The 24936-nt window shown below is 69.0% G+C and carries 20 protein-coding genes and 2 pseudogenes; 11 read left to right on the top strand and 11 right to left on the bottom strand.

Translation table 11 applies throughout. The features are described from left to right. Positions 1–21 precede the first annotated feature (21 nt). The 7 genes and pseudogenes from narI to H4N58_RS20925 form a co-directional block, all read right to left on the bottom strand. Positions 22–753 carry a respiratory nitrate reductase subunit gamma gene (gene narI, locus H4N58_RS07395; protein WP_167008180.1) on the bottom strand — a complete coding sequence of 244 codons (732 nt, stop codon included), beginning with the start codon at positions 751–753 and terminating at the stop codon, positions 22–24. Beyond that, on the bottom strand, positions 753–1466 hold the full coding sequence (gene narJ, locus H4N58_RS07390) for a nitrate reductase molybdenum cofactor assembly chaperone (RefSeq protein WP_167008177.1): 714 nt from the start codon (positions 1464–1466) through the stop codon (positions 753–755). Before narJ ends, narI begins: the two co-directional genes overlap by 1 nt. Continuing rightward, a complete protein-coding gene (gene narH, locus H4N58_RS07385) occupies positions 1463–3208 on the bottom strand; it encodes a nitrate reductase subunit beta (protein WP_167008174.1) in 1746 nt (581 codons plus the stop codon). Before narH ends, narJ begins: the two co-directional genes overlap by 4 nt. Beyond that, complete coding sequence (locus tag H4N58_RS07380; protein ID WP_167252076.1) at positions 3208–6885, bottom strand: nitrate reductase subunit alpha; 3678 nt, start codon at positions 6883–6885, stop codon at positions 3208–3210. Before H4N58_RS07380 ends, narH begins: the two co-directional genes overlap by 1 nt. A gap of 99 nt (positions 6886–6984) precedes the next feature. Beyond that, the gene (locus tag H4N58_RS07375; RefSeq protein WP_255490705.1) at positions 6985–8331 is read right to left on the bottom strand and encodes a NarK/NasA family nitrate transporter; all 1347 of its coding nucleotides are present in this window, start codon (positions 8329–8331) and stop codon (positions 6985–6987) included. Continuing rightward, positions 8324–8587 (bottom strand): annotated as a pseudogene (locus H4N58_RS20930) (DUF2249 domain-containing protein); the annotation flags it as partial. The gene H4N58_RS07375 and the pseudogene H4N58_RS20930, both read right to left, overlap by 8 nt. 129 nt (positions 8588–8716) lie before the next feature. Continuing rightward, a pseudogene (locus H4N58_RS20925) lies at positions 8717–9127 on the bottom strand (hemerythrin domain-containing protein); the annotation flags it as partial. A gap of 168 nt (positions 9128–9295) precedes the next feature. On the opposite strand from H4N58_RS20925, the gene H4N58_RS07365 reads away from it, so the two are divergent. The 8 genes from H4N58_RS07365 to H4N58_RS07330 all read left to right on the top strand — a co-directional run bounded on the left by H4N58_RS07365 (position 9296) and on the right by H4N58_RS07330 (position 19054). Then, positions 9296–9904 carry a metalloregulator ArsR/SmtB family transcription factor gene (locus H4N58_RS07365; RefSeq protein ID WP_243843106.1) on the top strand — a complete coding sequence of 203 codons (609 nt, stop codon included), beginning with the start codon at positions 9296–9298 and terminating at the stop codon, positions 9902–9904. A gap of 86 nt (positions 9905–9990) precedes the next feature. Further along, positions 9991–11082: a hypothetical protein gene (locus H4N58_RS07360; RefSeq protein ID WP_208322508.1), complete on the top strand. Its 1092-nt coding sequence runs from the start codon at positions 9991–9993 to the stop codon at positions 11080–11082. Next, positions 11079–13751: a multicopper oxidase domain-containing protein gene (locus H4N58_RS07355; protein WP_243843105.1), complete on the top strand. Its 2673-nt coding sequence runs from the start codon at positions 11079–11081 to the stop codon at positions 13749–13751. The genes H4N58_RS07360 and H4N58_RS07355 overlap by 4 nt, the downstream gene beginning before the upstream one ends. A 119-nt stretch (positions 13752–13870) precedes the next feature. Continuing rightward, a complete protein-coding gene (locus H4N58_RS07350) occupies positions 13871–14635 on the top strand; it encodes a DsbA family protein (RefSeq protein WP_167008163.1) in 765 nt (254 codons plus the stop codon). Further along, positions 14635–15252, top strand: a complete 618-nt coding sequence (locus tag H4N58_RS07345) for a vitamin K epoxide reductase family protein (protein ID WP_167008160.1) — start codon at positions 14635–14637, stop codon at positions 15250–15252. Before H4N58_RS07350 ends, H4N58_RS07345 begins: the two co-directional genes overlap by 1 nt. 51 nt (positions 15253–15303) lie before the next feature. After that, a complete protein-coding gene (locus H4N58_RS07340; RefSeq protein WP_167251917.1) occupies positions 15304–15519 on the top strand; it encodes a hypothetical protein in 216 nt (71 codons plus the stop codon). A gap of 29 nt (positions 15520–15548) precedes the next feature. After that, complete coding sequence (locus H4N58_RS07335) at positions 15549–17339, top strand: DUF429 domain-containing protein (protein WP_167008157.1); 1791 nt, start codon at positions 15549–15551, stop codon at positions 17337–17339. A 533-nt stretch (positions 17340–17872) separates the two neighbouring features. Further along, positions 17873–19054, top strand: coding sequence for an oxygenase MpaB family protein (locus H4N58_RS07330; protein WP_220471289.1), 1182 nt, complete (start codon positions 17873–17875; stop codon positions 19052–19054). Between the two features lie 54 nt (positions 19055–19108). On the opposite strand, the gene H4N58_RS07325 is transcribed toward H4N58_RS07330, so the two are convergent. Beyond that, positions 19109–20332 (bottom strand): TetR/AcrR family transcriptional regulator, encoded by a 1224-nt coding sequence (locus tag H4N58_RS07325; protein ID WP_167008151.1) that lies wholly within the window; start codon positions 20330–20332, stop codon positions 19109–19111. A 172-nt stretch (positions 20333–20504) separates the two neighbouring features. Here H4N58_RS07325 and H4N58_RS07320 point away from each other — a divergent pair, with 172 nt between their 5' ends. Both H4N58_RS07320 and H4N58_RS07315 read left to right on the top strand, forming a co-directional pair. Further along, entirely contained in the window at positions 20505–20648 is a 144-nt protein-coding gene (locus H4N58_RS07320; protein WP_167008149.1) for a hypothetical protein, read from the top strand. Then, complete coding sequence (locus tag H4N58_RS07315) at positions 20645–20914, top strand: hypothetical protein (protein ID WP_167008146.1); 270 nt, start codon at positions 20645–20647, stop codon at positions 20912–20914. Before H4N58_RS07320 ends, H4N58_RS07315 begins: the two co-directional genes overlap by 4 nt. 17 nt (positions 20915–20931) lie before the next feature. Here the strand turns inward: H4N58_RS07315 and H4N58_RS07310 are convergent, their stop codons facing one another. The 3 genes from H4N58_RS07310 to H4N58_RS07300 all read right to left on the bottom strand — a co-directional run bounded on the left by H4N58_RS07310 (position 20932) and on the right by H4N58_RS07300 (position 22571). Then, the gene (locus tag H4N58_RS07310; RefSeq protein ID WP_167251918.1) at positions 20932–21327 is read right to left on the bottom strand and encodes a hypothetical protein; all 396 of its coding nucleotides are present in this window, start codon (positions 21325–21327) and stop codon (positions 20932–20934) included. A 20-nt stretch (positions 21328–21347) separates the two neighbouring features. After that, positions 21348–21767: a nuclear transport factor 2 family protein gene (locus H4N58_RS07305; protein ID WP_167008140.1), complete on the bottom strand. Its 420-nt coding sequence runs from the start codon at positions 21765–21767 to the stop codon at positions 21348–21350. Positions 21768–21971: 204 nt separating this feature from the next. Then, positions 21972–22571: a TetR/AcrR family transcriptional regulator gene (locus tag H4N58_RS07300; protein WP_167251919.1), complete on the bottom strand. Its 600-nt coding sequence runs from the start codon at positions 22569–22571 to the stop codon at positions 21972–21974. Positions 22572–22694: 123 nt separating this feature from the next. Between H4N58_RS07300 and H4N58_RS07295 the strand changes: the two genes are divergently transcribed. Then, positions 22695–24905: an ABC transporter permease gene (locus H4N58_RS07295; RefSeq protein WP_167251920.1), complete on the top strand. Its 2211-nt coding sequence runs from the start codon at positions 22695–22697 to the stop codon at positions 24903–24905. Positions 24906–24936: the final 31 nt, after the last annotated feature.

The following is a 24936-nucleotide window of genomic DNA, read 5'->3' as shown; positions in this document are numbered from 1 at the left end:
GGCCGATGGCACTCAGCCGACTCATTTCGAGATCCGGTCCCAGCCTCGTCGGGGCGCATGGCTACCGAGCGTGGCGTCGTCTCGGGTGCGGTAAACGATGTAGGGGCGGGTGAGGTACCCGACCGGGGCGCTGAACACGTGCACCAGCCGGGTGAAGGGCCACAGCGCGAACAGTCCGAAGGCCGTCAGGGCGTGCAGCTGGAAGCCGATGGGCGCTTCGGCCATGAGTTCGGCGTCGGGCTGGAACGCGAGGAACGAGCGGTACCAGACGGAGACTCCCTCGCGGTAGTTGTACTCCCCGCCGATGGTGAAGATGGATCCGGCGATCGTGTTCCACATGCCCAGCGCGATCACGACGGCCAGGAAGAGGTACATCACCTTGTCCATCACCGTTGTCGCGGAGAAGACGGGTCCCACCGTGCGTCGGCGGTAGATCAGGATGACCATCCCGACCAAAGCGAGGACGCCGGCGATCAGGCCGCCGACGACGGCGACGTAGTGGTAGAGGTGGTCGTCGATGCCGACTGCGGCGGTCCACGACCGTGGCACTAGCAGGCCGATGACGTGGCCGCCGACGACGCCGAGCATCCCGAAGTGGAACAGCGGGCTTCCGATGCGCAGCAGCCGGTCCTCGTAGAGCTGCGAGGACCGTGTGGTCCAGCCGAACTTGTCGTAGCGGTAGCGCCAGAAGTGGCCGACCACGAACGTCGCAAGGCACAGGTAGGGCACGATCACCCACAGGAAGACATCCATCAGCGTGCTCCTCGGGTGGTCGGTGCGCGGAAGGCCGGCATCGGCAGCGAGACCGGTCCGTCGGGTCGGGCCGGGCCCGGATCGAAGGCGGGAGTCTCGTACGGCGTGAGGCCGACCTCCTCGTCGGGCGGCCCCTCGGCCGCGAGCCGTCGTACGGCGTCCCACTCGTCGCCCTGCAGCGGCGGCAGCGTGGCGGTGACCGCCTCGACGGCGCCGGCCCAGCGAGAGCCGGAATCGCCGAGCGCGATGCGCAGCAGCTCGAGACCGGCCCGGTGGTCGAGCAGCAGCTGGCGACCCTGCTCGTGGTCGATGGTGGCGGCGTACTCCAGCACGACGCACAGGTGGTCGGGCAGCTCGGTGTCGGTCAGTTCGAAGCCGGATGCGAGATAGGTCTGCTTGAACCGGAGCAACGCCATCCCGCGCTTGCGAGTGTCGCCGTGGGCGAAGTAGGTGAGGAACAGGTTGTGCCGACGCCGGGTGTCGAAGGTCTCGACGTAGTCGCTCTCCAGCTCGGTCAGCGGCACCCCTTCGAGGCTGGTGACGCAGGCCCGCAGCGGCTCCCCCACCCGGTCGGGAAGCTCGTGCGAGGCCCCTCGGACCAGGTCGAGCCGGCCAAGGAGCTCTTCGTCGGGGTAGCCGAGCAGCAGGGACGTCGCCTGCCAGGCGACGGTTTGCTCTCGGGGGCCTAGCCCGGTTCGACTGCGGGTTCTCATCGGTGGTCAGCCCCTCCGGTGAGACCAGCACTGCCGCCGGGACCCGTTGCCCCGTCACTTCCCGTGTCCGGCGGCGAGGTGTCCGGGTCAGGCCCCGGTCCGTCGGGTCCGGGCGGGAACAGGCCGCTGGGTGCGCCCTTGCCGTCCCAGTTGAGCAGGTTCACCCGGGCGGTCTTGTCGGCCGGCGAGGCGACCGTGTCGGCGGTCTGCCGGTCCTGGAGCATCTGGAAGTTCTCCACGGCGATCGGCACCGGGGAGCCTGAGCCCTCACCGAAGAGGCCCTGCTGTCCGCCGCCGTACTGGGAGACCGAGCACTCGGTGCCCAACTCCTCCAGGGAGTGCGCCTGCTCGGCGTGCGCCGGGGGGATCACGTAGCGCTCGTCGTACTTGGCGATGGCGAGTAGGCGGTACATGTCGTACATCTCCTCCTCGGTCATCCCGACGGCCGCCGGGATCGAGGCGTCGGACTCGCGACCCATGTTGATGTCACGCATGTAGGAGCGCATGGCGGCCAGCTTCTTCAGCACCCCGTCGACGGGAGCGACGTCGCCGGCGGTGAAGAGCTCGGCGAGGTACTCGATCGGGATCCGGAGCGCGTCGATGGCGGCGAACAGGTTGCCTTTGTCCTCGGCGTCGTAGCCGGTGTCCTTGACCACGTCGACGACCGGCGAGAGCGGTGGGATGTACCAGACCATCGGCATCGTGCGGTACTCCGGGTGCAGCGGCAGTGCCACCTTGAACCGGCTGATCAGCGCGTAGATCGGCGACCGCTGGGCGGCCTGCACCCAGTCCCGCGGGATCCCGGCCCTCTCGGCCTCCCGCTGGACCTCGGGGTCGTTGGGATCGAGGAAGACCTCGCGCTGAGCCTCGTAGAGCCCGTGCTCGTCGGTCGTGGTCGCTGCCTCGAGCACCTTGTCGGCGTCGTAGAGCATCAGGCCGATGTAGCGCAGCCGACCGACGCAGGTCTCGGCGCAGACGGTGGGCAGGCCGACCTCGATCCGCGGGAAGCAGAACGTGCACTTCTCGGCCTTGCCGGTCTTGTGGTTGAAGTAGATCTTCTTGTACGGGCAGCCGGAGATGCACATGCGCCAGCCGCGGCAGCGGTCCTGGTCGACGAGGACGATGCCGTCCTCCTCTCGTTTGTAGATCGCTCCGCTGGGGCAGGACGCGGCGCACGAGGGGTTGAGGCAGTGCTCGCAGATCCGTGGCAGGTAGAACATGAAGGTCTGCTCGAACTCGAACTTCACCTTGTCGGCGATCTTCTTGAGCATCGGGTCGTGCTCGAGCGTGGCCGCGGAGCCGCCGAGGTTGTCGTCCCAGTTCGACGACCAGGTGATCTTCATGTCCTTGCCGGTGAGCAGGGACTTGGGCCGGGCGACCGGTGTGTGCTCCTGGGCCGGGGCGTCGGTCAGCGTGGCGTAGTCGTAGGTCCAGGGCTCGTAGTAGTCCTGGATCGAGGGCATCTTCGGGTTGGAGAAGATCGTGGCGAGCTTCTTGAACCGCCCGCCGGCCTTCAGCTTGAGCCGGCCGCGCTTGTTGAGCTCCCAGCCGCCCTTCCACCGCTCCTGGTCCTCGTAGGTGCGGGGATAGCCCTGCCCGGGCCGGGTCTCGACGTTGTTGAACCAGACGTACTCGGTGCCGGTGCGGTTGGTCCACGCCTGCTTGCACGTGACCGAGCAGGTGTGGCAGCCGATGCACTTGTCGAGGTTCATCACCATCGCCATCTGCGCCATGACCTTCATCAGTAGGTCACCTCCTGGTTGCGCTTGCGGATGACAGTGACCTCGTCGCGCTGGTTGCCTGTGGGGCCGAGGTAGTTGAACGCGAATGCCAGCTGGGCGTAGCCACCAATGACGTGGCTGGGCTTGACCAGGATCCGGGTCAGCGAGTTGTGGACGCCGCCCCGCTTCCCCGACGTTTCCGCGATGGGTACGTCGATCAACCGGTCCTGGGCGTGGTGCATGTAGACGGTCCCTTCGGGCATGCGGTGGGAGACGATCGCGCGGGCGACGACGACGCCGTTACGGTTGACCGCCTCGATCCAGTCGTTGTCGACGACGCCGACCTTGGCGGCGTCCTGATCGCTCATCCAGATCGTCTGGCCACCGCGGGAGAGCGAAAGCATGAACAGGTTGTCCTGGTACTCCGAGTGGATCGACCACTTGTTGTGCGGTGTCAGGTAACGGACCGTGACCCCCAGCTCGCCGACGTCGCCGATCTCCGGCTCGCTGAACAGCGCACCCATGTTGAGCGGTGGCCGGTAGACCGGCAGGCCCTCGCCGAGCTCGGTCATCCAGTCGTGGTCGAGGTAGAAGTGCTGGCGCCCGGTCAGCGTGTGCCATGGCTTGAGGCGCTCGACGTTGATCGTGAACGGCGAGTAGCGCCGCCCGCCGGTCTCCGACCCGGACCACTCCGGTGAGGTGATCACCGGCACCGGCGCGGCGACCGTGTCGGCGAAGGTGATCTGCTTGCCCTCGTGCTCGGCGGCCAGGTCGTGCAGCAGGTGGCCGGTGCGCTTCTCCAGGGTCTTGAAGCCCTGGGTGGCCAGGTGGCCGTTGGTGGTTCCCGACAGGGCCAGGATCGCCTCGCAGGCGTGCACATCCTTGACCAGGGAGGGACGACCGTCGGCCGCGCCACCGCGGACGGCTCCGTTCTTGTGGAGCAGGTAGTCGACCGATTTCGTGACGTCGTAGGTGACGCCCTTGGTGGTGGTGCCGAGCTTCTCGAGCAGCGGCCCGAGGGCCTGCATCTTGTCGCCGACCGCGGTGTAGTCGCGCTCGACCTCGACGATCTTGGGCATCGTGACGCCAGGAATCGGCTCGCACTCGCCGTGCTTCCAGTCGCGTACCACGCCGTGCGGGTTGGCCATCGCGTCAGGGGTGTCGTGCAGCAGCGGGACCGCGACGACGTCCGTGCGAGTGTCGAGGCGCCCGGCCGCGAGCTCGCTGAACTTGGTCGCGATCGTCTGCCAGGCGTCCCAGTCGGTGCGGGTCTGCCAAGGCGGCGCGATCGCGGGGTTGAACGAGTGGATGAACGGGTGCATGTCGGTGGTGTTGAGGTCGTGCTTCTCGTACCACGTGGCCGCCGGCAGCACGACGTCGCTGAAGATCGTCGTGCTGGTCTGGCGGAAGTCGAGGGTGAGCAGCAGGTCGAGCTTGCCCTCAGGAGCGCCGTCGTGCCACTCCACCTCCTGCGGCCGCTGGCCCTCCGAGGCCTCGCCGGCTCGCAGTGAGCTGTCGGTGCCGAGGAGGTGCTTGAGGAAGTACTCGTTGCCCTTGCCCGACGAACCGAGCAGGTTGGCTCGCCAGATCGCGAGCACCCTCGGGAAGTTCTCGGGCGAGTCCGGGTCTTCGGCGGCGAACCGCAGGTCGCCGGACTTGAGCTGGTCGACGACATGCTCGGCGACCGGCCGCTCGGCTGCGGCCGCCTCGTCGGCGACGTCGAGCGGGTTGCGGTTGAACGTCGGGTAGGACGGCATCCAGCCCATGCGCGCGCTCTTGGCGATCACGTCGGCGGTGCTCATCCCGGCCAGCAGTCCGCTGCCGGTCTTGGCGGCGACGGTGTCGGCGCCGAAGGTGTCGTAGCGGAACTGGTCGGTGTGGAGGTACCAGTAGGCGGTGTGGATCATCTGCCGCGGCGGACGGTTCCAGTCGAGGCCGAAGGCGAGTTGGGCCCAGCCGGTCACCGGGCGGCACTTCTCCTGGCCGACGTAGTGCGCCCAGCCGCCGCCGTTGACGCCCTGGCAGCCGGTGAGCGTGGTCAGCCCGAGGAAGCCGCGGTAGATCGTGTCGGAGTGGAACCAGTGGTTGGTGCCGGCGCCCATCAGGATCATCGAGCGACCCTTGGAGTCCTCGGCGTTCTGTGCGAACTCGCGGGCGATCCGAGCGGCGGCCGAGGCGGGGACGTTGGTGATCGACTCCTGCCACGCGGGCGTGTAGGGCGCCGTCGCGTCGTCGTAGGACGTGGCGTAGCCGGCGAGGCCGTCGCGGCCCACGCCGTACTGGGCGAGCATCAGGTCGAAGACGGTGGTGACCAGGCGGTCGCCGATGCGGCGCACCGGGACGTCACGTGGCAGCGAGCCAGGTGTCCCGTCGACGTCGTCGAAGCGCGGCAACTCGAGCGAGACGGTCTCGCAGCCGGGCTCCAGCACGCTCAGCCGCGGGTCGACGTCTCCGAGGTCGAGGTTCCACTTGCCGACGCCGGCATCTCCGTAGCGGTCGCCGAGAGAGCCGTTGGGCACCACCGGCTGGTTGGTCCGGGCGTCGAGGAGGACGGTCTTGAAATGCGCGTTCTCCTCGGCGGCGTGCGCGGGCAGGTCGGCGGCGGTAAGGAACTTGCCAGCCCGGTAGGTGCCCGCCGCGTCGGCCACTTCGTCGAGGGAGACGAGGTAGGGCAGGTCGGTGAACTTCTTCGTGTAGTCGGTGAAGTAGGGCGTCTGCCGGTCGACAAAGAACTCCTTGAGGATGACGTGGCCCATCGACATCGCCAGGGCGCCGTCGGTGCCGGGGGCGATGGCCAGCCACTCGTCGGCGAACTTCACGTTGTCGGCGTAGTCAGGCGCGACCACGACGACCTTCTGGCCGCGGTAGCGGGCCTCGGCCATCCAGTGCGCGTCGGGCGTGCGGGTGACCGGGACGTTGGAGCCCCACATGATCAGATAACCCGCGTCCCACCAGTCTCCAGACTCCGGGACGTCCGTCTGGTCACCGAAGACCTGAGGAGAGGCCACCGGCAGGTCGGCATACCAGTCGTAGAAGCTCAGCATCGACCCGCCGACCAATGACGTGAACCGCGCGCCGGAGGCGTGCGAGACCATCGACATCGCCGGGATCGGCGAGAAGCCGGCGACCCGGTCGGGGCCCCACTTCTGGATCGTGTGCACGTAGGCGGCGGCGACCATCTCGGTGGCCTCGTCCCAGGTGGCCCGGACCAGGCCGCCCTTGCCGCGGGCGGACTTGTAGGCCTTGGCGCGCTGGGGGTTATCGACGATGTGCGCCCAGGCCTTGACGGGGTCGCCGCCGTGCTGGGACTTGGCCTCGCGGTACATCTGGAGCAGCACGCCGCGGACGTAGGGGTAGCGCACCCGCGTGGGCGAATAGGTGTACCAGGAGAACGCCGCACCACGGGGACAACCACGGGGCTCGTACTCCGGGGAGTCCGGCCCGACCGAGGGGTAGTCGGTCTGCTGGGTCTCCCAGGTGATGATCCCGTCCTTGACGTAGACCTTCCACGAGCACGACCCCGTGCAGTTCACGCCGTGGGTCGAACGCACGACCTTGTCGTGGCTCCAGCGGTCCCGGTAGAACGAGTCCGCGTCCCGGCCGCCGGTCTTGACCAGCGCTCGTAGGTCGTCGGAGACCGTCCCCCTGGTGAAGTAGCGTCGGCTGCGTACCAGCGCATCACTGAGCCCTCCGTCCATACCGATCTCGCGACCGTTCCGAGCGTCGGGGTGGGTCTCATTGCTCACGTCTCGTCCTTACGGTGGGGGCTGCTGATTCTGTCGTGGTTCTGTGCGTCGTCACTGAGGTGCAGGCGTCGCTGGGACTGTGTGCTCGTTGGTGGCTCCGTGGGTGCGTGCTGTGCGTCGGACGAGCGTCAGGGTCAGGACCAAAGTCAGTGCCGCGGTGATCGAGAGCAGCCAGAGGCCGATCGCGTAGGAGTCGGTGCGGCCATAGACGTAGCCCATGAGCAGCGGCGGCACGAAGCCGCCGAGACCGCCTGCGGCGCCCACCAGTCCGGTCACGCCGCCGACCCGCGACGGGTCGGTCACCTGGGCGATCAGAGCGAACGTCGCCCCGCTTCCGCTGCCCAGCGCCGCGGCCATGGCGAGGAAGACCACCGTGCCGACACCGTCGAGCGGCGGCGTGCCGGCCGAGACCGCGGCACAGACGACCACCACGCCGTAGCCGGTCGCGAGCACCGGGATGGAGCCGAACCGGTCGGAGAGCCAGCCGCCGACCGGGCGCATGATCACGGCGACCACGACGAAGCCGGCCATCCGGTTCGCGGCGTCTGCCGGTGTCAGCCCATGGGCGGTCTTGAGGTAGGCGGGCAGGTACACCGAGAACGCGACGTACCCGCCGAAGGCGACGGCGTACAGCACGCAGGCCTGCCAGGAGATGGGCAGCTTGGCGTTGGCCGCGAGTCGGCTGGCCAGCGAGGTGGTGGGGGTGGTTCGGCCGGGTGCGTCGCGCAGGACCAGCCATGCGGCGACCGCGTAGAGGGCCAAGACGCCCGCGGTGATCAAGAACGGCGCCTTGGAACTCACGTTGTTGAACAGCTTGACCGTGGTCAAGGCGCTGATCGCGGTGCCGCCCATGCCGGCGCCGAAGATTCCGATCGCCAGGCCCCGGCGCTCAGGGGGAAACCAGGAGTTCACGAACGGCACTCCGACTGCGAACGCGGTGCCGGCTATGCCCAGGAAGAATCCGCCCACCAACAGCAGCGCGTAGGAGTCGAGCGCGAAAAAGGCGATGAACAGGATGGGAACGATCGTCACGCCCGAGATGATCGGGAACATCACCCGGCCGCCGAGCCGGTCGGTCAGCGCGCCAACCACGATCCGGCCCAGCGAGCCCACGATCACAGGCACCGCGACCAACAGGGCCACGTCGGACTCGCTGAGCGAGCCGAGGGCGCCGGTGTCGCGGAACAATGGTCCGAGCGGGCTGATCAGCGCCCAGGCCCAGAAGTTGACCGCAAAGCCCAGAGTGGCCATCGCGAGCATCAGCCACGGCGAACCAACGCCCTCGCGGACACGGTCGGCATGGGCGGGTGTTGTCATCGTCGTCGTCCTCCCGAGATCGTCTCGATCTCCACCATGGTCGATGTTGTTCTCAATGCCGCCAGGGACACTCTCATGCATTGGCACGAACCAGGTTGAGCCGCCATGCCTCAGGGCCCCGTTCGGTATAGGCCACTGAGAAGATCCCTGGCCAGCGCTGGTTCACCTGGTCCAACAGCGGGAGTGGGTCGTGGGGAGCGATCAGCGTCAGGCCGTTGCCCGGCTGGACCGACTCCAATGCCCCGAAGATCGTTGCGTGCCGGATCGCATGCGGGACGGGCCGCACATCGAGTTCGGGGTACCCGGGGCCGTCGACCTCACCGCACGAGCAGGTGTGGCCACCGCAGCCGCTGTCGAGGTCGAGCGCATCAGTGCTCGAGGTCTCTGCCGCATCGCCGAGGAGTTGATGCATGCCACCGAGCAGGTCATGCAGCGAGACCTCGGGGGTCGCGGCCAGCAGCGGTACCACCAGGTCGTTCTCCTTGGTCAGGTGGGAGTCGAAGACCGCACGCAGCGCCGTGGCCGTCGCGGCGGCACGCAACAGGTCGTCCGAGTCGGCTACCTCGCGCAACAGCCCAGAGAGGACCTGGTGCTCACCGAGCATCGCCTCGACCAGCAGGTGCCCCTCGACCGTCGCGTGCGCGGCCGGGTACATCGCCTGCTCCTCGGCCAGGGCATGGGGCATCAGTTCGTGCCGGCCCCAGTCCACCAGGTCCCGGCGAGCCTCTTCGGCCGCGGAGGCATCGCATCGGGTGGCGGCCGTCAACAGCGCCTCGGTGCGCAGGCTCAGGGCGCCGGCCAGGGCGGCGTGGTGTTGCTTGATCGCCTCGGCGGCGTGGGCGTCGGCCTCGCTCGAGGCGATGACGAGTTCGGACATGTTCGTGTCTCCTTCAGTGGCCTGGTTTGGCAACCTCGACATAATTTTATTACACTGCACTCCGTGGAAAATAATGGGCCTCTCCCGTCGAGACCGGCACCGGGCTACGGACCCCGACCTGGCGCTGGACGAGAGCGTGCGCCGCTGTCCAGGTCGCGGGCCGCGCTCTTGGAGACGCTGCGGTCCCAAACCGAGCCCACGACGCTCGCGGCGCTCGTCGCCATCTCCAGGCTGCATGCCAACACGGTCCGCGAACACCTCGACGCACTGGTGCGCCAGGGTCTCGCCCACCGCTATCCGGCGGAGCCGGACGGCCGCGGCCGTCCGGCCTGGCTGTACGAGGCCACGGGCAGCGACGCCGCCGCCGACCATGAGTACGCGGGGCTCGCTGCGGCGCTGGCGGCGTCGATCCATTCGACTAGCACCTCACCGTCCGACGACGCGCTCGCCGCCGGACGGGAGTGGGGGCACGAGCTCGCACGCGAGCGGGGCGGCGGACCGTCCCCGAGTGCGGTTGCGGCTAGGCGTGAGGTGGTCTCCCTGCTCGACGAGATCGGCTTCGGGCCGCAGGCCGACGCCCGCAGCTCGGTGGTTCGGCTCACCCGCTGCCCGCTGCTGGAGGCGGCCCACAAGTATCCCGATGTCGTCTGCGGCGTGCACCTCGGGCTCGCCCAGGGCGCGCTGGAGGAGTACGGCGCGGACCCCGAGGGCACCGACCTGCTGCCGTTCGCTGAGCCCGGCGCGTGCCGCTTGCACCTGATGCGACGGAACAGATGAGCACCGCCACCAGCCGCCCTCGCAGCAGAAGTAGTTCCCCCGGGTTCCCAAGCGCCGCCAGCGCTCCCCGGGTTCGGGCCTCGCTGGTGACCCGGGCGGCATTGCTGGCTTCCGCCGGGATCGCCCTGCTAGCCGGGCTGGACGCCGCCCTGATGCTCCTCGATCTTCCCGCGCCGGTGCAGATCGACCGGCTGCCCGTGGTACACGGCATGCTGATGGTCCTCGGTTTCGTGGGCACCCTGATCGCCCTGGAGCGTGCAGTCGCGCTGCGGCGCTCCCTTGGCGTCGTCGCCCCCGCCCTGCTCGGCCTCGGCGCCCTGGTGCTGCTTTCACCAGCGCCGCTCGTGGTCGGGCAAGGTCTGCTCGCAGCTGGCTCCGCCGCGCTGGTCGGTCTGTACCTGCCGCTGTGGCGTCGTCAGCGCGACGACGCGGTCCTGGTCCAGGCCCTCGGGGCGGTGCTCGCCCTCGGGTCTGCGGTGCTGTGGCTGGGCGGCGCCGCTCTACCGGTCCTGGCACCGTGGCTGGTCGGGTTCGTCGTGCTGACCATCGCCGGTGAGCGGCTCGAGCTGGCCCGGATCGCGATGGGCCCCTGGGCGGGCAGCATGCTGGTGCTCCTCGCTTCCGGGCTGGTGACCGCGGTGATGGCGGCGTTGCTGTGGCCGCGTCCGGGCACGGCCCTGCTCGGGGCCGGACTGATCGCCCTGACCGGCTGGCTCGCCGCTCACGACGTCGCTCGACGCACCATCCACACTGCGGGCCTGACCCGTTACATGGCCGGCTGCATGCTGGCCGGGTACTGCTGGCTGGGCGTCGCCGGCGCCATTTGGCTGCTCGGCGGTCCGGCCCTGGAGGGCGTGCGCTACGACGCCGTCCTGCACGCGGTGTTCCTTGGGTTCACGCTGTCGATGGTCATGGCCCACGCCCCGGTGATCCTCCCCGCGGTGCTGCGCCGGCCGCTGCCCTACCACCCGGCACTGATCGTGCCAGCCACGCTTCTGCACGCCTCGCTGGTGTTGCGGCTCTGGGTGGGCGACGCCCTTGGCAGCCACGGCGCCTGGGTCACCGGGGGGGTCCTCAACATCGTGGCCGTGCTGTCGTTCCTCGCCGTCGCTATCGGATGCACGGTCCGCGGCGGACGGAGCCCGGCGGGAGCAGCGGTCATGAGCAGGCCGTGGTGACCAAGCGGGGCAGCCGTGGCTTCTGGCCACTGCGCGACCTGCCGGTGCTGGCCTGGTTGGCGGCCACCGTGGTGGTCGCAGTCGTGCACCCGTTCGTGCCCGCGCCGCGCTGGCTGATGATCCACCTGCTCATGCTCGGCGCGGTCAGCCACGCCATCCTCGTCTGGAGCAGATACTTCACCGACGCCCTGCTGCACTCCGCGGACGACGACCGCCGCGGCCAGAACCGTCGGCTGATGCTGCTCAACGGCGGCGTGATCCTCGTGGTGGCTGGCGTCCCCTCGGGTGTGTGGCCGCTCACCTTGCTTGGTGCGTCCGCCGTCGGCTCCGCGGCCCTCTGGCACGGCTGGACGATCCTGCGCCAGCTGCGTGCCGCGCTGCCTGCCAGGTTCGGGCCCTCGGTGCGGTACTACGTGGCGGCCGCGTGCTCCCTGCCGGTCGGCGCCGGCCTCGGCACCGCACTCGCTCGCGGCTTCGACGACCCCTGGCACACTCGGCTGGTCGTCGCGCACGCGGCGGTGAACCTGCTTGGCTGGGTCGGCCTCACCGTGGTGGGCACGCTGATCACCTTGTGGCCGACCATGCTGCGCACCCGGATCGCCGAGGGCGCCGAGCGGGCATCGTCGCGAGCGCTCCCCGTGCTGGTGGGCTCGGTGCTCCTCACCGCTGGTGGTGCCGCCCTCGGCCAGCGTGCGGTCATCGCGCTCGGGATCGCCGGATACCTCACCGGGTTGCTCCTGACCGCACCCGCGTTCGTCGACGCGCTGCGCCGCAAGCCGCCGACCGCGTTCCCGGCCTGGTCGGTCCTGGCCGGGCTGACCTGGCTGCTAGGGACCATGGTCACCCTCGCGGTGGGCATCGGTGCCGCCTCCTCCTGGCAGCGCGTCGATGAGGTGTTCGACTGGGCGACGCCATTCCTGGCCGCGGGCTTCGCAGCCCAGGTACTGCTCGGCGCCCTCTCCTACCTTGTCCCGGTCGCCCTCGGCGGAGGCCCGACGCCCGTCCGGGCCGCCAACGCCGTCCTCGACCGGGGCGCACCCCTACGGCTGGTGATGACCAACGCCGGCCTGCTTCTCTGCGCCCTTCCGGTGCCCAGCACCGTCCGGGTGCTCGCCTCGATCCTCGTCCTGGGTGCGCTGGCCTCCACGCTGCCGCTGCTGCTCCTGGCCGTGAAGGCATCTCGCCGCGCGAAGGTCGACCCGGCTTCTGCCGGGGCTGGCTCTCGAGTGCCTCAGGGTCGGCCGAGCGGCCAGAGGTCAGGCCTCGCTGCGACCGGACTCGCCGCCGTGGCGATAGCCGTCGCCGTGGGCGTGGCGGTCGACCCGGCCGCCATTGGCGCCGGGGACGCCGTCTCCGCCGCGGCCGGTGCCGCCGCCACCGGCGAGACCACAACCGTGAAGGTCGAGGCCCGCGACATGCGCTTCACCCCCGACACCATCTCGGTCCCGGCCGGCAACCGACTGGTGGTCGTGCTGACCAACACCGACGACGAGGACGTCCACGACCTGGTCCTCGACAGCGGCGCAAACAGCGGTCGGCTCTCCCCCGGCCAGACCAAACGCGTTGACGTCGGCGTGGTCGGTCGCGACCTCGACGGATGGTGCTCCGTCATCGGTCACCAGCAGATGGGCATGGTCCTCACCGTCCATGTCTCCGGCACCGCACCCTCCGCGCCGGCGGCGACGTCCGAGGGTCACGCCTCCGGCCAGCACGGTCCCGGCGGTATGCACAGCGACGACGATTCCCCTGCGCCAGACGACGACCCGGAAGCGCAGCCCACGCCGGCCACGGAGAAACTGGACTTGATGGCCGATCCGTCACCGGGCTGGGCGGCACGCGACGCCGCGTTGCCGGCATTGTCGAAGAGCCGGGTACACCGGCGCACGTTCGTGGTCCGCGACGTCGAGGTCGAGGTGGCGCCGGGGGTCACCCAACGTCTGTGGACCTACGACGGGACCTCCCCCGGCCCGGTGCTGCACGGGCGGGTTGGCGACTGGTTCGAGATCACCCTGACCAATGACGGGTCGGTCGGTCACTCGATCGACTTCCACGCCGGCGCACTCGCCCCGCAGCGTCCGATGCGCACCATCGCACCCGGTGGGTCCCTGACCTACCGGTTCCGGGCCACCCGCGCGGGGGTGTGGATGTACCACTGCTCGACGATGCCAATGTCGGCACACATCGCCAACGGTCTCTTCGGCGCGGTCGTGATCGAGCCACGGGACCTGCCGCGTGTCGATCGCAGCTACTTGCTGGTGCAGTCCGAGCTCTACCTCGGCGACCAAGGCGGGGAGGTCGATGTTGCCAAGCTCGCGGCCGAGGAACCTGACCTGGTCGTGTTCAACGGCTTCGCCAACCAGTACGACCACGCACCCCTGAGCGCCCAGGTCGGGGAGCGGGTCAGGGTGTGGGTCTTGGACGCTGGCCCCAACCGGCCGATCTCGTTCCATGTGGTCGGCGGCCAGTTCGACACCACGTACGCCGAAGGCGACTACCTGCTGGACCGGCGCGATGACGGCGACGGAGGTGCGCAGGCACTCAGCCTGGGGCCTGCCCAGGGTGGCTTCGTCGAGCTCACCTTCCCCGAGCCCGGAACCTACCCGTTCGTGTCGCACGTCATGGTCGACGCCGAACGCGGCGCCCACGGCACCTTCGAAGTGACCCGATGACATCGCCGCCGCCCCTCGATTCCGGCCAAGCCGGCCGGAGGCACCTACGGGCCGGCCCGGGACTTGTGTTTGAGCATGGCCGACCAGAGCCACGACCCGCAGATGAGGAGCAGTGAACGATGAGCACCTTGGCCCGAGATAAGTCCCGCCAGATGCGCGCGGCACGTGCCGCCGAACTGGCTCGCAAGACGCGCCAGCGCAAGGTCGCCAAGATCGTGGGCATCCTGGTCATCCTTGGCCTGATGGCCGCGATCGCCATCGCCGTAGGCCGATCCCTAGCCAGCGACGACAGCGGAGACGTCACTGGGAAGGTCGTAGTCCCCGCCAACGTCGAGACAGGCGCCTTCTCGGTTGGTGACACCGACGCCCCGGTGACTCTCGACCTGTATTACGACTACATGTGCCCGGCCTGCGGTGCATTCGAGTCCACAAACGCCGAGGACCTCTCCCGCCTCATTGACCAGGGCACGATTCGTGTCAACCTGCATGTGATGGCTTTCCTCGACGAGCAGTCGCAGGGAACCGAGTACTCCACCCGCGCCGGTAATGCGTACGCGGCGGTTGTCGACGCCGCTCCGGACAGGGTATGGGCTTTCCACAATGGCCTGTACGCCAACCAACCGCACGAGGGGACCGAAGGCCTCAACGACGACCAGATCGCGAGCATCGCCCTCCGTGCAGGCGTCCCCGCGGACGTGGTGGAGAACTTCACCGAAGGCGTTCACCGTGGCTGGGTCGCGCAGAGCACCCAGGAGGCCTTCGACGCCGGCGTCACTAGCACGCCGACCGTGAAGCTCAATGGGGACATGTTCACAGGCGACTGGTCCGCCCCCGATGAGCTGACCAAGGCCATCGAGACCGCCGCGGCTTCTGGCCTTAGGTGATGACCGCTACCGTCCTGGTCGATCGGACGCGCCGCAGCGGCGCCGCCATCTGGGTGGTGATGCTGCTGTCGTCGATCGTCAGCCTCGTCGCCTCGTTCGTGCTCGCCGTCGAAGCGATCACTCTCGCCGAGAACCCGAGCGCCGAACTTGGCTGCGACATCAACGCAGTCCTCAGCTGCGGCACCGTCGCGTCGTCGTGGCAAGCCTCAGTGTTCGGCTTCCCCAACGCCTTTCTCGGGCTGATCGCGGAACCAGTCGTCATCACGATCGCGGTCGCCGCCCTGTCCGGCGTGAGGTTCAAACGCTGGTTCATGCTCGCCGCCCAGCTCTTCTACACCCTCGGTCTCGCGCTGGCGTACTGGCTGTTCTACCAGGCGATGTTCAACATCGGTGCCCTGTGCCCGTGGTGCCTGCTGATCACGGTCGCCACCACGCTCGTCTTCTTCGAGATGACGCGTGTCAACATCCGCGACAACAACCTGTACCTGCCCCCTCGGATACAGCAAACCTTGTCTTCTGCGGTGCAGTGGAACCTCGACGTGATGGTCGTCATCGCTTGGCTGTTGGCTCTCGTTCTCCTGATCGTCGTGAAGTACGGCAACGCATTGTTCTCCTGAGTGCCCGTCTCCCTCGCCGTGGCACGCCGACGTCCTCACCGGCGCCGGGATGTGCAGGTCGACCTCGGCCACCCCGACGCCGCCACCCTCGTCGAAGGCGCCGCAGCGCTCGTCGAGCGCAGCGGCCACACCCTGGCCGGCTGGCAGGTCGCGCGACGCAGCGACGCACTGAAGTCGGTGCGCGGCGCGTCGTCCCAGTCGTGGGCGATGAGCCCGAACGGCTCAGGTGCCATGCTCGCGACGGTCGTCAGGACAGCAGCCACCTGACCGCGGAGCCGCCATGACAGGCTGTGCCCATGTACTTCGTCGGCGTCGATCTCGCGTGGGGTGAGCGCAAGCCCACGGGCCTGGCAGTTCTCGACCCCGAAGGCCGGCTCGTGCACGTGTCGGCCGCTAAGACCGACGACGAGATCGCCACGGCGCTGGAGCCGTACATCGAGGGCGACTGCCTGGTCGCGATCGATGCGCCGCTCATCGTCACCAACCTCACGGGGAACCGACCCGCCGAGGCCGCGCTCAACCGCGACTTCGCCCGGTTCGACGCCGGCGCACATCCCTCCAACACGAGCAAGCCGGAGTTCGCCGAGAAGCCCCGCGGCGCACGCTTGGCGGCCCGCCTCGGACTGGACATGAACCCCCGCTCAGGCCGTCCGCGTCGCGCGATCGAGGTCTACCCGCATCCCGCGACGGTGGCGCTGTTCCGGCTCGGACGGACGTTGAAGTACAAGAACAAGCCCGGCCGCGACCTCGAACAGCTCCGCGCCGAGCTGGTGGTGCTGCTCGGACTCGTCGAGGGCCTGAGCGCCGCCGACCCGCGCATGGTCGTCGACACCCCCGAGGCGGGCGGCGCGTGGCGTGCACTACGCACGGCTGCGGAGTCGGCTGAGCGCAAGAGCGAGCTGCGCGTCGTGGAGGACCAGGTCGATGCGGTGCTGTGCGCGTACGTCGGACTCTTCGCGACCCGCCACCCGGACGAGGCCACGACGTACGGCGACTTCGAGACCGGCTACATCGTCACCCCGAGCCTCCCTGAGGGGCTGGTCCCAGCCCCTAGGGCGAAGCGGATCGTGGCGCCGACGCACGACCCACAGTCCGCGGTGCGCGAGTACGCCGAGCGGCAGCCTCGGCTGCAGGCCAGTGCTGACGAGTTCGTCCGCCTGGTGACGTCGATCCTCGACGACGCCGGCATCAACTACCTGACCGTGACCGGGCGGGCGAAGTCGGTCGCGTCGTTCGCCGACAAGGCGGGGCGCACGGTGGACGGGGTGCCCTTCTATGCCGACCCGTTGCGGGAGATCACCGACCAGATCGGACTCCGGGTCATCACTTACGTGCAGAGCGACGTCCAGGCCGTCGTTGACCTGCTGGACGACCAGGTCGTCGTCCACGACGACCGTGACATGGGTCGGGAGACGGCGAGCGAGGGCCGCTTCGGGTACGCCAGCCGGCACCTGCTGATCGGCCTCGACGAGGAGGGGACGGCACAGCATCCCGCCTTGGCCGGGCTGCGCGCGCAGGTCCAGGTCCGTACGGTGCTGCAGCACGCCTGGGCAGAGTTCGAGCACGACATCCGCTACAAGGGCACCGTCCCGGACGAGCACGTCCCCGACCTCGACCGGAGGTTCACCCTCGCGGCGGGGCTGCTGGAGCTCGCCGACCGGGAGTTCTCGACGATCCGGGAGAGACTCCACGGGTCGCTCAGCGACAGCGGGTCTGAGGAGACCCACGAGGACCCGCGCATCACCCCGCGCGAGCTCGCAGCGTTCCTGGCTGGCCAGTATCCCGATGCCGGATGGTCACGGACCGACCACTACGACTGGATCTCCGAGCTGCTCCTCGAGCTGGGGATCACATCGCTGCGCGAGCTCGGCGAGGTCCTTCGCTCGGTCGACTCCGACGCCCTCGCCGAGCGGATGGGCTACCGCTATCCGCCCGGTGCGGTCCGACGGCTCGATGACGCCCTGTTGTGGGTCCACGGTGATCAGTACGTCGCCCTGCAGTCGAACGCGCACCGCGTGCCCTCGCTGCGGGCCAGGCTCGCCAAGATGCGCGCCACGGGGCCGCACTTGGAAAGCACGGCGACCTGAGGCCCTAGCCCAGCAGGCCGAGGACCAGCGCAGCGTCGCGGCGTCGGACGCGTCAAAGACCTGCAGCTCCGCGACGGTGTAGGAGCCCACGACCTGCAGGGCCGTCGCGACGAGCCCGGTCCACACCGCCGTACGCATCCTCGCCTGAAGGGCTCCCGCGAGAAGGCGGTCGTCAGCCAGGGACTCACGGCGTTGACGAGCGCAGCCACGGGAAGTCGAGGCTCGCGGTCACAGCCCGGAACTAGCGCGCGGACACCGGTTTTCCCGCACCCGGCTCGCGAAGCGGCGGACAAGTGAACCCTCTCTCGATTCTCCCATTCTGGAGCGGCACACCAAAGGCGCAGGCTCACCCTGCAAATCAAGGGCTGACACAGGGTTGCGTGATGTGCCTCACATCCCTATGTTAATGAGAAATCACATCACTGATGGATGGCTGCGGGTGCCGAAGTGGCCTGTACGAACACGGGCGCGGCGATGCCCATCCTCGTCGGAAGCAGGTGGAGCACGTGGTCGACATCAACAGACGCGGCGTCTTGACTCTCGGAGCCGCGCTCGGACTAGCAACGGTCGTCAACCCCTCTGCGGCATGGTCATGGTCACCAGCCGCGTCCATCGCCGGCACCGGGGCAGGCGTCGATCCTCAGTGGGTCTGGGACGACGACATCGACCGGATCATGGCGTCGGTCATCGACAACGGTCAGGTCCCGGCGGTCAACAACGCGATCGGCCCCTGGGTCAACAACAACCATCCGATCCCCAGCGGCCTCCCGCCGGAGCTCGCGGCCTTCCTGACGGACTCCGCAAAGCTCCCGACCTGGGCCAACATGACGAAGCTGCGGCGCGCAGCCGACTTCAACCGCCGCAAGGACTCCTACCTGTTCTTCATCTACGGGATCGGCGGCGGCATCATGAGCACCGTCATCCCGCGAGAGGCCAGGTCGGTCTACTGGTCCAAGGGCGGCGCCGACATGCAGGACCGCGCGGCGAAGACGTTCACCTTTGGGTACGACCTGAGCGACCTCAACGCCTTCGAACCGAGCGGCCAGTTCCTGGTCACCTCGAACAAGACCCGGATGGTGCACGCGGCCGTCCGCCACATGCTCCCGCAGTCGCCGTACTGGAAGGCCGTTGCGGACGAGCAGATCCCGATCAGCAACGCCGACATCCTCGTCACCTTCCACAGCACCGGCACGTTCGCCCACAAGAAGATGAAGGAGTGGGGCGTCCGGATGTCGGCCGCCGACGAGGAGGCCTTCCTCCACTCCTGGCAGGTCGCCCTGCACATGCTCGGCGTGCGAGACGAATACATCCCGGCCACGTGGGCCGCCGCGCACGCCCAGGCGGCGCAGGTGCTCACGCCGATCCTGGCACCCACCCCTGAGGGCAAGGTGCTTGCCGAGGTCCTCCTAGGCCTCACGGCACAGATCGATCTCGGGGTCACGCGCGGATTCCTCAACGAGTTCGCGCGCTATCAGCTCGGCAACGACATCGGCGACTGGCTCGGGCTCAAGCGGGACTACGTCTCGGCGGGAGTGATCAAGGCCGGCTGGCCGGCGTACGTCGCCTTCCGCGAGGGCCTGATCCCGATCATGCCGACGACGTTCCGCGTGTTCGACCAGTTCATCAAGGCGATCGCCATGGCGTTCCTCAACAACGGAGGGTCCGGGACCACCACGCCCATCACCATTCCCGACATGAACCGACCTGGCGTCTGAGGCGCCCCGACAGGTGGGTCCGAGCACTCGCTCGGGCCCACCTGTCTGTCTCGGCTACGCCTCGGGCCGCCACCCCAGGGCACTGACCATCAGCGCGGTGACGGCGCTGCGGTGGTCTGGCGTGTCCTCCCAGCGCAGCCTGCGTCCGGCCTCCACCACGACCCCGAACCCGGCGTGGACCAGCACTCGGGCCTGCCTGTCGTTGAGATCTGGCCGTACGGCCCTCAGCTGCTGCTCCCAGATCGCGATGTGGTCGCGCTGTGCGAGGACGAGCGGCCGCTGAAGCCCGGCGGGCAGGCCGGCGAGCTCGGCCTCGGCGACGCTGGTGAGCGCCCGGTGCTCGAAGCTGTACGCCACGTACGTCGCTGCCAGGGCGACCACAGCATCGTGCGGGTCGGGGCAACCCATCAGCGCCTGGTCGACGGCCTGGGACAGCAGCCCGGCGGCCTGGAGGCACGCCGCAGCCAGGATGTCGACCTTGCCGGGATAGTGGCGGTAGATCGCCGAGGGTGCGATCCCGACGACCTCGGCGATCCGGCCCAGCGTCACGTGAGCAAAGCCGTCGCGCTCGAACAACGGGATGGCAGCAGCCAAGATCTCGGCCCGCCGGGTCCGGGGCACCGGCTGCGCAGGAACACCGACCGACGACTCGGTGACAGCGCGAGACGGCTCGGTCGCCACCACCCTCAAGGCAGCGTCGACGAGCAGCTCCTCTGCACGCGAGGGTGAGATGCGCGTGCGGTGCATGGTGATCGAGCCGATGGCGCCGAGCGCGGCGGCGGCGCGCACGTCCGCGTCGGAGGCACCCGACTCGACTCGCACCTCCTCGGCGACCCGGCCGACGACGTACGCGAACTTTCGCCTGAGCACCCGTCGATCGTCCGGATTCAGGTAGCGCGCCTCCCAGCGATACACGCCACCCGTGGCCCGGTGCGCAATCGTCACGCGGGTCGCGGCGGTGAACAGCTCCTCGAGGCTCGCCTCGGACGACAGCTCCTCGAGCGCCTCGAGCAGTCCGTCCGCCATGAAGGTCACGCACTCGGCGAACAGCGTGTACTTGTTAGGGAAGTGGCGATAGAGCGCGGGTGCTGTGATGCCGACCCTGTCGGCGATCTCCTCCATGGACGCGGCGTAGTAGCCCCGCTCGTTGAAGACCCGGCCCGCGGCGTCGATGATGAGCTGCCGCCGGTTCCGCGGGCGCGTCGGCGCGGCCGCGGCCTGCGAAGGTGCGTGGGCACCGGCGGCGTACCGCCCCGTACGCCCCGGCAGCAGTTCCATGTCGCCCAGTCAATCACCTGGCCGACCACACCGACCACATAACGGACGGGTTGTCCGCAGCTGCGCCGATGACGGTGTCGTCGTCGGGTGACAGCGTCAAGAATGCGTCAGTACGCGTCAGCAAGTCGTGTGGACGGCAGAAACCGACCGCGGACGCAGGCACGGTACGGAGGTGAACAGATACGCCGATGTCGATGCTCTCCTGCGCAGCACCAGCCACGCCTTCCACGACGCGGTTCGCGCCGCCCTGACCGCCGATCGGGACCACGCGGACGCCGTCCTCGCCGGTCCGCAGGCGCCCACCTCGCAGACTTGATCGACGAGCTCGCCCGAGAGGTCACCCTCGGCAGTGCCGAGCCAGCCGGCCCCTGGCTCACCCTCGAGCTGTCGGTGCTGCTCCAGACCGGCGACCGGCGGTTCCGGCAGCTGCTGGACGCAGGGCCCACGGGCGATCTCGGCTGTGCAGCCGCGCTCTTCGAGGTGGTCGACCACTCCACCAGAGACCAGTCCCCTCTCGCCGCGCTGTCCGGAGCGTTGGCGACGGCACTGCTCCAGGTGTCGCGACAGGCTGCCGCTGCGTGACAGCCCGCGCCGGAGTGTCAGAGGTGATCCGGCACCGTCAGCGCATCGGGGTCCGAGCGCGGCGGGACGCACGAGAGCGCGACCTGCACCAGCGCGGTGCGGGTCCTCAGCAACGCCTTGCGTCGAATCCCACGCTCGTCGCCGAGCCGCTCCTCGACGGCCGCCACGATCTGCTCCTCGGTGAACATCGGCCGGGTGCCCGCCTCGACCTCGACGTCCGGCAGGCTGATCAGCACCGGCAGCACCTGGTCTCCGAGACCGCTCATCAGCTGATAGCGCTCGTACCGCGAGAGCGCATTCCACGCCTCGTCGACATCGCGCCGCCCCTTGCGCACGTCCTTGTCCTGTGCGGCCATCACGGTCTTCGCCACCCCGGTGACAGCCGCGGTCAGCTCGTGCTCGGTGAACCTCATGGACAGATCATGCCCGGACGTCAGCGCGCCCCGAACAGCCGCTCCGTTGCTCGGGAGTCGGCGTACTCCTCGAACCTCGCGATCTTGCCCTCGCGCAGCGTGACGACGAGGCAGGACGGGATGCGCACCGGGGCACCGTCGGCGTTCGTCCCGACCGCCACCGACTGCAGGACCCACCCGCCGTCGAAGACCTTCACCCGTACGTCCTCGACGCGGAGGTCCGCTCCTGCCTGCTCCTGTCGCGTCCGGGAGGGGGTCTGCTCGATCTCCGCCTCCCGCTCCCCGATGTTGTGCCACGTGCTCACCCCCGCGGCGTAGACGTCGTCGTCCGCCCGGCGGCCGGCGAGGAAGGCGGGGAGCCAGCGGCGGGCGAGGGCGGCCGCGCGGTCGACGCCTTCGGACGTCGGTATCTCGATCACAGGAAGGCTGTCCTCACGCATACGAAACACGTCTGTAACGCGGCGATGTCACCATGTTGGCGATTCTCCCCCCGGCGGGACGTCGACGTCCCGCCAATGCAGAACAACTGCACACAGACGCTGAGGAGCGGAACGCCCCCGTTTGCTCCCCAGCCACGAACGGCCCCGGAATCCCCCGATCCGGGGCCGTTCTCCGTGTGCAGCGCGTGCAGCGGGGCAGCACGACTACGGCGTGGTGATCGGAGCCTGGAGCATGCCAGCGATCGCGTCGCACAAGAACGTACCGGCCTCCGCCCAGAGCGCCGGCACGTCAGACGTCGCCGCACGGGCCTCGATATCGGCACAGGCCGTGCTGACGACGTGGGTCATCAGCTTCGCTCGTGCGTCGACGATCGACCGGTCGAGATGTGCCAGCCGGTCGGCGGCCGACGCGGTGATCTGCGAGGAGCTGCCTGCACTGGTACGCACCAAGGACCCAACGGTGGGGTCGTGGATGGCCTGGTCCAGGAACCGCGCCCGCCACGAGTGGGCGGGAAGCGTGGCGAGCACGTCGGTGAGCGGGATGACCAGGGCTCGGATGTCGCCGAGCAGCGAGTCCGACTTCGCGAACATGGACTGCTGGGCGGGCTCGACGGCGGCACGGTGCCGATCCAGCAACGCCTGGAGGAGCCCCGTACGACCACCGAAGTAGTAGTGGACCGCGGAGTGGTTGCTGTTCCCCGCAGCTTCGGCGACATGGCGGTCGGAGACGGTGTGGACCCCGTGCTCGGCGAAGAGGCGTTCGGCGGCGTCCAGGAGGTGGTTCCGGGCGTCAGGACGTGGCATCGCACTCTTTCGCTTCAGCTTTGTGACGGGCGACTCACGGTATCGCCTCACCATAATAAGCCATGTGACTTAAAGTAGGTCCACGGCCTACTTCCGGGCCGACCGCCTCTCGAGGAGATGACCTTGGCGTCCAGCGTCGACCCAGCACCCCCGGCTCCCACTGATCCGGCGGCGAAGTACCCACCCCCGCCGCCGGAGACACCGGCGGAGCGCAAGGGCCGGCTCGTCGCGCTCTTCGTGATGCCGTTCCTGATCGTGACCATGATGTACGCGACGTACATGGGCACCATGCACAGCCCGCACGCCCGAGACCTTCCGGTCGCCGTCGTGGGCGTGGGCGCGGGCGTCCAGCAGTTCGCGGACGACCTCCAGGAGAGCTCCGGCGACGCACTCGAGGTGCGCACGGTGGACACGCTGCCCGAGGCTCAGGAGCTCATCCGCGACCAGGAGATCACGGGGGCGATCGAGGTCCCCGTCGCCGGCGCGAGTGCGACCATCCATCGCGCCATGGCCGCCGGCGCGTCCCAGGCGAGCCTCGTCGACAAGGCGCTGACGCCCGCCGCGGTCGCGGAGGGCTGGCAGGTCGAGACGGTCGACGTGGTGCCACTGGCCGACGGCGACGGATCTGGCACCCTCGTGCTCTTCGCGGCGATGGGGATGATGCTGGCGGGATACGTTCCGCTGAGCACGCTCCTGTCCGGCCTGCCGAACCTGCTGCGGCTGCGCCGGTTCCTCCCCCTCGCGCTCGGCTGGGGCGCATTCACCAGCTCCCTGATCTGGCTGATCCTCGGCCCGATCGTCGGTGCCGTCGACGGCCACTACCCGCTGTTCCTCGGGATCGGCACGCTGGCGGTCACCGCAGTCGGCGTCACGCAGCTGATGTTCACCAAGGTGCTCGGTCCGTTCGCGGTCCTGCTCGGCATGCTGCTCTGGGTCGTGTTCGGGATGCCGGCGTCCAACCTGGCCATGTCGATCCACTCGATGCCCGAGATGTTCCAGTGGCTGCACGGCGTACTCCCACTGCCTGCTGCAGGGGAGGCACTGCGCTCGGTCCTCTACTTCGGCGGCGCCGGAGTCTGGAAGCACGTCGTCACCCTCGCCGTGTGGCTGGTCGCCGCGCTCCTCCTTGCCGCGCTCAAGGAGCGTCGATCCGGCGAGCTCATCATCGCCGGCCCGCTCTACACGGCTCCAGACGCGCCACTGCCTGCCCTGCCAGGAGGGCCCGTCGCGCGCTACCGCACCCGTCTCGTCGCGGCCCTCATGTTTCCCCTCACGATCGTCGTGACGGTCGTGACGATGATGAGCTTCTCGATGCACGAGCCGGACGTGAACGACCTCCCAGTGGCGGTGGTCGCAGCGCATGCCCAGGCCGAGCAGCTCGTGGCAGGACTGGAGCCGGAGCTCGGCGAGTACGTCGACCTCAGCATCGTCGAAGATCGCGACGAGGCGGCCGACCTCCTCCGCAGCCAGGAGATCGTGGCCGCGTACGTGCTGCCCCAGGCGGCCGGAGAGAGCCCCACGCTCGTCACCGCCGGCGGCGCCGGCGCCAGCCAGCAGACCGTCGTCACCCAGATGTTCACCCCGATCGCCGCAGCCAGCGGCAGCGAGCTCGCGCTCGAGGACGTCGCACCGCTCTCGGAGAACGACGTCAACGGCAGCAACAGCCTCTACGTCGGCATGGGCTGGATCATGGCCGGGTTCCTCTTCTTCGCCGTCATGCGCGGCGGGGCACCCGACCTCACTCGGACCCGGCAGCTCCTCCCGCTCGTCGCGGGCTGGTCGGTCGGCATCTCGGTCTGGCTGTGGTTCCTCTTCGACGTCCTGATCGGAGCAGTCAACGGACACGCCCTCGAGATGATCGGCTACGGCTCACTGACCGTGTTCGCCGTCGCATGGGCCAGTGCCGTGCTCACGCGGACGCTCGGGCTGTTCGGACTGATCCCGGTGATGATCGTGGTGATGCTCGCCGGAGTGCCCGCGTCGGGTGGCGGTCTGTCCCTCTACATGGTTCCTGAGTTCTTCAGGCCCCTCGCAGACATCCTGCCGCTGCCGGCCGCGGTCGACCTCGCCCGATCGGTGGTCTATCTCGACGGCACCGGGGTCGGAGGCAACCTGTTGGTCCTCGGGATCTGGGGCGTCGTCGGTCTGCTGCTCAACCTGCTCGTCGTCGACCCGTGGCTGAGCCGGAAGAATGCCCAGCCGCCAGCCCCCCTCGGCCCGAAGTACACGCCTGAGCGCGGGAGCAAGCAGAAGCCGGTCAGCCGTGACGAGGACGGCGACAAGGAGCGCGACGCCTTGGCACCGGTAGGTGCTTCGCCCGTGGGGACAGCCTGACCACAGGAGCACCCCCGCCGAGGCGATGACG

Origin of the sequence: Mumia sp. ZJ1417 (assembly GCF_014127285.1) — a bacterium.
Lineage (GTDB): Bacteria > Actinomycetota > Actinomycetes > Propionibacteriales > Nocardioidaceae > Mumia.
Note: the sequence above shows the minus strand (reverse complement) of the source record. Positions and strands in the feature narration are given on the sequence as shown.

What these genes read in the sequence shown, in the direction of transcription:
- narI (WP_167008180.1), bottom strand. Translation starts at nt 753, where the DNA reads ATGGATGTCTTCCTGTGGGTGATCGTGCCCTACCTGTGCCTTGCGACG.
- narJ (WP_167008177.1), bottom strand. Translation starts at nt 1,466, where the DNA reads ATGAGAACCCGCAGTCGAACCGGGCTAGGCCCCCGAGAGCAAACCGTC.
- narH (WP_167008174.1), bottom strand. Translation starts at nt 3,208, where the DNA reads ATGAAGGTCATGGCGCAGATGGCGATGGTGATGAACCTCGACAAGTGC.
- H4N58_RS07380 (WP_167252076.1), bottom strand. Translation starts at nt 6,885, where the DNA reads ATGGACGGAGGGCTCAGTGATGCGCTGGTACGCAGCCGACGCTACTTC.
- H4N58_RS07375 (WP_255490705.1), bottom strand. Translation starts at nt 8,331, where the DNA reads ATGCATGAGAGTGTCCCTGGCGGCATTGAGAACAACATCGACCATGGT.
- H4N58_RS07350 (WP_167008163.1), top strand. Translation starts at nt 13,871, where the DNA reads ATGAGCACCTTGGCCCGAGATAAGTCCCGCCAGATGCGCGCGGCACGT.
- H4N58_RS07345 (WP_167008160.1), top strand. Translation starts at nt 14,635, where the DNA reads ATGACCGCTACCGTCCTGGTCGATCGGACGCGCCGCAGCGGCGCCGCC.
- H4N58_RS07335 (WP_167008157.1), top strand. Translation starts at nt 15,549, where the DNA reads ATGTACTTCGTCGGCGTCGATCTCGCGTGGGGTGAGCGCAAGCCCACG.
- H4N58_RS07325 (WP_167008151.1), bottom strand. Translation starts at nt 20,332, where the DNA reads ATGGAACTGCTGCCGGGGCGTACGGGGCGGTACGCCGCCGGTGCCCAC.
- H4N58_RS07310 (WP_167251918.1), bottom strand. Translation starts at nt 21,327, where the DNA reads ATGAGGTTCACCGAGCACGAGCTGACCGCGGCTGTCACCGGGGTGGCG.
- H4N58_RS07305 (WP_167008140.1), bottom strand. Translation starts at nt 21,767, where the DNA reads ATGCGTGAGGACAGCCTTCCTGTGATCGAGATACCGACGTCCGAAGGC.
- H4N58_RS07300 (WP_167251919.1), bottom strand. Translation starts at nt 22,571, where the DNA reads ATGCCACGTCCTGACGCCCGGAACCACCTCCTGGACGCCGCCGAACGC.